Here is an 874-nt window from a genome sequence, read left to right as displayed (position 1 = left end):
GGGTCGTGCGCGGCGGGCTGAGCGCCGCCGTCGTCGAGCGCGAACTCGTCGGCGGAGAGTGCTCCTACTGGGCCTGCATGCCGACCAAGGCACTGCTGCGCAGCGGCTCGGCCCTGCAGGCCGCGCGCCGGCTCCCCGGCGCGCGCGAGGCGATCACCGGCACCCTCGATCCGGCGGCCGTCCTGCGCAGGCGCGACGAGTTCGCCTCGAACTGGCACGACGACGGGCAGGTCGCGTGGCTCGACCAGGCCGGGATCGCGTTGTTCCGCGGTCACGGACGCCTCGCCGCGCCGCGGGTCGTCGAGGTGACCGGCGAGGACGGCGCCGTCGTCACGCTCACCGCCCGGCACGCCGTCGTGGTCGCCACCGGGAGCAGCGCGCTGGTGCCGGACATCCCCGGCCTGCGTGACGCCGCGGTCTGGACGAGCCGGGAAGCCGTCGCCACCGACTCGGTGCCCCGGCGGCTCGGCATCATCGGCGGCGGCGTGGTCGCCGGCGAGATGGCCACGGCGTTCTCCGCCCTGGGCAGCGCCGTCACCGTGCTCGCCCGCGACGGGGTGCTCCCCACCGCCGAGCCGTTCGCCGGCGAGCGGGTCACCGAGGCGCTGCGGGAGGCAGGTGCCTCGGTGCGCGACGGCGCGGAGGTGGTGGCCGTCCGGCGCGACGCGCAGGGCGAGGTCCACCTCACCCTGGTCGACGGCGAGAAGATCGTCGTCGACGAGGTCCTCGTCGCCATCGGCCGCACGCCCAACACCCGGGACCTCGGCCTGGACACGATCGGCCTCGAGCCCGGCACCTGGCTCACGGTCGACCAGACCCTGCGGGTCCTCGACGAGTCCGGCGCACCGGTCGGCGACGGGTGGCTCTACGCCGC

General features: G+C 76.2%; 1 protein-coding gene. It reads left to right on the top strand.

Annotated features, from left to right (window positions below):
* A partial coding sequence (locus ACFQH9_RS32025) for an FAD-dependent oxidoreductase (RefSeq protein ID WP_379572210.1) occupies positions 1-874 on the top strand: 874 nt, incomplete at both ends.

This window comes from Pseudonocardia lutea, from assembly GCF_042658055.1.
Classification (GTDB): Bacteria; Actinomycetota; Actinomycetes; order Mycobacteriales; family Pseudonocardiaceae; genus Pseudonocardia; species Pseudonocardia lutea.
Note: the sequence above shows the minus strand (reverse complement) of the source record. Positions and strands in the feature narration are given on the sequence as shown.